The sequence below is a fragment of the Bizionia sp. genome (genome assembly GCF_048259285.1).
GTDB lineage: Bacteria > Bacteroidota > Bacteroidia > Flavobacteriales > Flavobacteriaceae > Algorimicrobium > Algorimicrobium hallyeonense.
In genome coordinates, this window is the sequence record NZ_JBLXHU010000073.1 from 1 (window position 1) to 6,899 (window position 6,899).

Here is a 6,899-nt window from a genome sequence, read left to right on the forward strand (position 1 = left end):
TGAGTTCATTAATTCGTTTGGTTAGTTTTGAGTCAATATTTAGATTTTTAACCATTTTCATAAACTCATAGAATTGAAAGCCACAAAAAGTTCAGATTCTCCTTTATGATAATAGCTTTCACTTTTTGTGGCTTTCAATTCTATGAGTTCATTAATTCGTTTGGTTAGTTTTGAGTCAATATTTAGATTTTTAACCATTTTCATAAACTCGATTGGTGGCATTTGGTCTTTCTCCAAAATCCACTTACAAGCCGTTGCGGAACGTAAAGTATAAAAGAATTTTTTGAGTTTATATTCTTCATTTTCTTTCAATTCATCAATGAATTTTTTAGCCATACTTAGGTAATGGTGCATTGTGGCAATTCTTGAATATTGATTTTGTGCCACAATTTTCATTTCTTCTAAAAACTCATTGTTTTTCTTGTAAATAATGGGTGATTGAATTCGCTCCAATAAAGGTGCATTTGACTTTTGCAATAGTTTTAATGATTTTCTTAAATCCCAACCAGTTATATCTATTTCGTTGTTTTCAAACATCAGTTCGAGACTGTCTTTTTGTTCATTTAATGATAAATACCAGTCCTTTTTATGTTTATATATTATTCTAATGTCAAAGTCACTATCTGGCGAGGGAAAACCCCAAGCTCTTGAACCAGTCTCACAAGCCAATAAGATTTCTACTTCTTTGCTTTTCTCAATTTCGGTTAAATATTGGCTTATTTTTTTATCCATATGGTTTGGTTTAAAATGAATGGCAACAATTGTATAAATACACTAGTGTGTTTATCTATATTATGTTTATACCTCTAAAATAGTTAAAATTCTTAAAAACTGATCTGGTTTTAAGGTTATTTGTGTATTGGGCTGGCAGTAAATAAAAACTGAATAGAATATTCTGCAAGACACGAGCACGAAGTGCGAACTGTACGTTGGTAAATTTTTGTAAGTAGGCGAGAACTAGCAATGGATTGTATACGGTGTTGCCACACGTTTTTATATTTTTCGTAGTTCAGACAGATATTGATTCTTTATGTTTTCAAATTTGTCAATCAAATCCGATTTTTCTTTTATAGAATTCAGTTTAATCGAATCCGTTTTGAAAAATTCAGATTTCTGCTCATTCTTAATTCGTTCTTGTTCAATAAGTTTTTCAAGTTTACTTATAAATCCATTATTTAATCTAATCTCTTTGGAACTTATTTTCTCTTTTTTAAAATACTCATTTAGCAAGTATTCATAACTTTCAATCCAATCCGATTTGTCAAAATTAGTTGCCTTTTCTTCAAATTTTTCTACTGTAAATTCTCCAATTTGAGTTTGGTCACTCCAAAAGTCAAGTTTTCCGTTTTCCAACTTCTCAATGTCAATATAGCAATTCAGATAATTGTTTAATTCCGAAATCAGTTTTTCTCGGTTTTCAATTCCGATAAGAGTTAGTTCGTTTTTTTTAAAATCAGTTGGATTAAACTTTTTTGAAAAGAAGTTACTCGAACTTAAACATAACTTGACTTCGTCAGCGTTATTTTCGTTAACTACTTTTATAAGTACAAACATTAAATTAGTTCCGATTATGCTCATTTCTCAAATGTATGGTAACGGTCTCGTGTATGAATAGTAGCGGATTTTGACACACTAACTTTCCGGTTAAACACAGACCTTTTTTATATTTTACTTTTGTTTTATCACTTAAACCGCTATTATTTTTATACATTGTTGGCAACTGGCTTTTTATCTTTTCAATGTGAAATGACCAGAAAAAGTTCGACCATTACCAAGATTTGTTCTAAACCAGTAATCATTTGACATCATTTGTTTGCCATTATAAAGTCCATTCCAACCTAAATCATTTGATGTTACTCTAGCTAATAGCTTACCGTACCTGTCAAAAATTAAGGTCTCTGAATTAGGAAAATTGACTATACCTTTAATCTGCCAAAAATCATTATACCCATCATTATTTGGTGTAAAGAACTTTGGATAATCAATTACTGTAACTTCTTCTGAATCTTGTCCGCAACCATCTTTATCCTTAACAAATACCGTATAAATTCCACCTTGAATATTTGAGAAATAATTACTATCCTGGTAATTAATTCCGTCAATTGAGTATTCAAAATCTCCATCACCAGATGCAGTTATTTCAATATAGTTATTCCCAAACTCTCCAAAATTTACTTGTTGTATTTCAGGTAAAACTGAACGAATAAGAGTAAAGTCAAAAGAATTTTCGCAAGTTATGCCGTTCTCAATTTGTGTAACAGTTAAAGTATAATGACCTTCTTCTGATATTTCTGTAATGTTAGTGCTTGAAATTAAAGAGCCATCCTCAAATACCCAATTATATGAATTATATCCAGAATTTACATTTAACAATATAGATGGTTCTAAATTACAAATGAAATATTCATCCTCTAAATTAATTACAGGTAACTCGTTTACAATTAAATCAAATGATGTTTCTGAATAACAAATAGGGTTTGAGACATCTTCAACTCTTATATTTATAGTTTGTGAAAAAGGTTCTGTATTTTGAAATAATATAGGCAAAGGGCTTGGAAGTGGATTATTATCGGAATCGAAATATTGTATCGTTAATCCTGTTTGATTTCCAATGATTTGTTCTTCTATAGTCGATGTGTCAAATTCGGAATATCCACTACCTTGGTCACAAGCATATAAGTTTTCTGGTTGGTTGATGTTTGGTTGGGTTACAGTTTGCAATTGCAAAGTCGTTTCTGCATAGCAGGTCGAAAAATTATCAGTAACCCTTACGGTTATTAGTTCATTGAAAGCATTTGCATTTGTGTATGGGTTTGGTAAAGGACTAGGTAATTCATTCCCATTTTGATCAAAATAACTAACGGACATTCCTGTTTGACCATTTAGGACTTGTGTTTCTACATTTGAAGTATCAAAATATTCAGATATGCCATCATTGTTATCATCACAACCTAATAATGGATCTATTGAGTGTGCTATAGGACTGGGATTTACAACTAAATCAAATGTAGTTTCAGAATAACAATTAGAGTCATCATTTATAATCCTTGCAGTTATAGTTTCAATATTTTGAACTGAATTAGACAATGGATTTGGCAAGGGATTTGGTAAACTATTTCCATTACCATCGAAAAAGTTAAGAGATACATTAGTTTGTCCAGCAATTAGAGAAGTTTCAATTCCACTAGTATCAAAATTATGGTATCCGTCATTGTTATCGTCACAAACAATTAAATCATCTATTTCTGATATTAATGGAAGTGTATTGACTATTAAATGAAATTCTGATTCTACATAACAACCTAAATTGTTTTCATCAGCAATTCTTATTGATATTGTCTCGTTATTTGGAACGGAGTTGGTCATAGGGTTCGGTAATGGATTAGGTAATGAATTTCCATTGCTGTCAAAGTAGGAAATAACTACTCCAGATTGTCCATTAAGGATTAGATTTTCCACCATTGAAGTATCAAACGAAGTTGAAATTCCTGAGTTTAATTCATCTTCACATGATATGATATTAAAAGGAATATTTGCAATTGGTGTTTGTGAAACAGAAATATTGAATGTTCTTGTGTCATCGCATCCAACTGCTGATTCTATAAAAACCGTGTATTCGCCTTCATGGATAACATCAGCATTATTAATAACAGGATTTTGAACATTACTAATAAAACCATTTGGTCCAGACCAAGAATAAGAAATTCCTCCTGAAGCTTGAAATTGAATATCATCACCTATACAAACAGATTCAGTTGCAGAGGCACTAATTGAAGAAAAACAGTCTTTAAATTTAACTAAAAAAGTATCCATACCACCTTGATAAGTTTCTTGATATGCTCCAGGTGTAGATATACCATTTGAACTAAATGTAAAACCAGTGATATAAATATCTCCGTTGTTTTCCGCAATCATTCCTGAATAATCTGATCCACTTCCTCCATAATAGGTGCCCCATATCCTCTCACCAATATTGCTAAACTTTACAATGTATAAATCATATCCGCCTGCATTATCTTCTTGAAATGCATCTATCGTAGAAATATTTGAATTACTATTTCCGCTTGTAAATAGATATATATCATCCGAGCTGTCAAAAGTAATTTCATTCATTCCCCAATGCCCGTCTAAACCATCACCACCATAATAAGTGTTCCATAATAAATTTCCAGTGCTATCAAACATAGCCAAATAGGAATCATAGCCACCAGCAAAATTAGGCTGGTGTGAATTGACCATAGTTAATCCAACATTACTTCTTGTGTGTCCAGAGATCAGAATATTATTGTTACTATCAACTTTAACACTATCGTTAAAATCGTAGTCTGTTCCGCCATAAAATGTGCCAAACAATCTCTGACCATCAGAATTAAACTTAACAATAAAAGAATCATTCCAGAGCAGTGTGTCATAATTATGTTCTTCTTGATAAGCACCAGGTGTTGATATTCCCTCAAAACTACTTGTTGTTCCTGAGCAAACAATATCTCCGTTAGAATCTATATCAATACCATTGAAAGAGTCATGTCCAGAACCACCATAATATGTTCCCCAAACTCTCTCACCATCAGATGTGAATTTTACTAAGAAGGCATCTTCGTTGAAATTTTGATTTACATTGCCAATTTCCTTGAATGAACCAGGAGTCGATATGCCATTATTACTGGACGTTGTGCCCGAAAAATAAACATATTGATTGGTATTATCGACTTTGATACTGCTTATGTTTTCAATCCAATCTCCTCCATAATATGTACCCCAATATCTTATTCCATTAGAATCGAATTTCATTATAAAGCCATCATACCAATCGTTGTATGTTTCTTGAAAAGCACCTGTCGAAGCAATATTAGATGTGCTGAGTGTTTCTCCTACACAATATATGTTCTCATTATTATCAATATCTAAATCTCTGACAAAATCTCTTCGCTCTCCACCTAGATAGGTTGACCAAATCAGATCTCCGCTTTCATTAAATTTTGCTATAAAACCGTCCTCTTCATTACTTTGTAATGTTGTTTGATAAGCTCCTGCGGTTGCGATATTTGAGGCACTACTTGTATAACCAGCTATATAAATATTGTTTTCAAATGTTTTTACAATTCCATTAAAGTTATTTTCATCTTCACTACCTCCAAAATAAGTTCCCCAAAGTCTAACTGGAGTAGGATCAACAATTAACTTTTCATTTTTTTTAATCTTTATGTTTTTCCCGGAAAGACCATATACATTATTCTCAATTTCAATAAAACTTAATTTCTTTTCAAGCTTTGATGTTTTGTTCTGCACCCAGCTTTTTGGAATAACTTCTCTTAATTTTCCATGAATCAAGTCTATTTCAATATTACCAGATACTTCTCTTGAATTTGCTCCTTCTAATTTCATTTTTATATCAGAAATCTTAGCTCCTTCATACAGTATAAAATTATATTCTACAGGTTTCGTATTTGAGTCTGGAACAAAAAATTCAACATCAATATTTGGGTATATATTTTTATATATTAAATGTTTGTATTGTTTTACATGAATTACACCATCTTTTTCATGCGCAATATTATAATAATTATTGTACTCCTTTGAAGAGTGTTTAAATTCTATTTTTGTATTAGGGTTACTATTTATAAATGAAAAATCTACTCTATGAAAGATATAGTCTGAACAACTTTTTTGTTTAACATTTCTTTTTGTAAATTCAGTTGTGTCTTCTTTGAAATCTTCTTTTTGCTTTATTTCATATGTGTCATAGGAAAAACCATCTTTTCTTAATTGTACATTTAGACCAGGGGTGTTTAATAGGTACAATACATTGTTATTAGGTTTTCCATTTTGATCAACAATTTGACCTTTATTTTCAATAAAATGACTTTTACGTTTATAATCAGAATGTCTTTTGCTATTCTGAGATATTACTATCTGATTAAGCAATAAAATATAAAGGAGTAATGTTCTTTTTCTTTGTCTCAATATGTTTGTTTTTTTTAGCTTGTTGCCAACGGTTGGTATAACCGAAGTTACGGTATTTAGTTGATAGTGTTAGAACTAAGCTCATGTTTTAGCAATTCGCGCTGGATTGCTTCGCCAGTTCGCACTTTGTGCTCGTGTCGGACGAAGTCGAATCCGCCGTAATTGCGGTTATACATTGTTGGCAATAGTATTTTTTTTGATTATTTCATATAGTTTTTTCGAGTCGGATTCTACAATCTCACTCAAGTCAAATTCAATTTTATTTCCCTAAACCGTTTTTAAAATCAGTTTCTTGTTTGTTAATTCAGATGATATTATTTCTTTAAATTTTATGTTTTTCCCTAAAAATGATTTGATTCGGATTAACATTCCTCTGCTGTTCCATTGAACATAATTTTTATACCAAAACATCTGCGTACTAAATCCGAATACGATTATGTATCCGAAAACATTCAAATACTTATTTGTTTTTGGGTTCTCAAATTCAATAAAATCAAAAGCTCCATTTAATAGAAGAAATAATCCAGTTAAAATCAGAGGTAGTAAAATCCAACGACCTTTTTTATTCAAATTCCCAAAGTGAATTCTTTTCATTTCGCCATTATTGATTTAATCAGTTTATAACAATACAAAATTCCAATTAAGGACATAATTCCACAAATCAAGTATTCCGATTTGGAATAATAGTCAATTCCTCCAATCAAACCGAAAATCATCCATAACAGGTTGGTTACGATTTCACCTTTATTTAATTTGTTCTTATTTCCCGATTGTTCTGTCATGTTATTGCCAACAATTGTATAAACACACTAGTGTGTTTATCTATATTATGTTTATACCTCTAAAATAGTTAAAACTCTTAAAAACTGATCTGGTTTTAAGGTTATTTGTGTATTGGGCTGGTAGTAAATAAAAACTGAATAGAATATTCTGCA

At 31.0% G+C, this 6,899-nt stretch carries 4 protein-coding genes; all 4 read right to left on the minus strand.

Annotation, left to right across the window (positions count from 1 at the left end):
- Positions 1-57: 57 nt before the first annotated feature.
- Entirely contained in the window at positions 58-732 is a 675-nt protein-coding gene (locus ACN0QX_RS14900; protein ID WP_417198109.1) for a DNA polymerase beta superfamily protein, read from the minus strand.
- A gap of 261 nt (positions 733-993) precedes the next feature.
- Entirely contained in the window at positions 994-1,578 is a 585-nt protein-coding gene (locus tag ACN0QX_RS14905) for a hypothetical protein (protein ID WP_417198111.1), read from the minus strand.
- A gap of 150 nt (positions 1,579-1,728) precedes the next feature.
- Positions 1,729-5,964: a T9SS type B sorting domain-containing protein gene (locus ACN0QX_RS14910; RefSeq protein WP_417198113.1), complete on the minus strand. Its 4,236-nt coding sequence runs from the start codon at positions 5,962-5,964 to the stop codon at positions 1,729-1,731.
- A gap of 267 nt (positions 5,965-6,231) precedes the next feature.
- Positions 6,232-6,558 carry a hypothetical protein gene (locus ACN0QX_RS14915; protein WP_417198115.1) on the minus strand — a complete coding sequence of 109 codons (327 nt, stop codon included), beginning with the start codon at positions 6,556-6,558 and terminating at the stop codon, positions 6,232-6,234.
- Positions 6,559-6,899 lie beyond the last annotated feature (341 nt).

Bases quoted from the DNA above. Each gene is read 5' to 3' on its own strand.
- ACN0QX_RS14900 (WP_417198109.1), bottom strand. From the start codon at position 732: ATGGATAAAAAAATAAGCCAATATTTAACCGAAATTGAGAAAAGCAAA.
- ACN0QX_RS14915 (WP_417198115.1), bottom strand. From the start codon at position 6,558: ATGAAAAGAATTCACTTTGGGAATTTGAATAAAAAAGGTCGTTGGATT.
- ACN0QX_RS14905 (WP_417198111.1), bottom strand. From the start codon at position 1,578: ATGAGCATAATCGGAACTAATTTAATGTTTGTACTTATAAAAGTAGTT.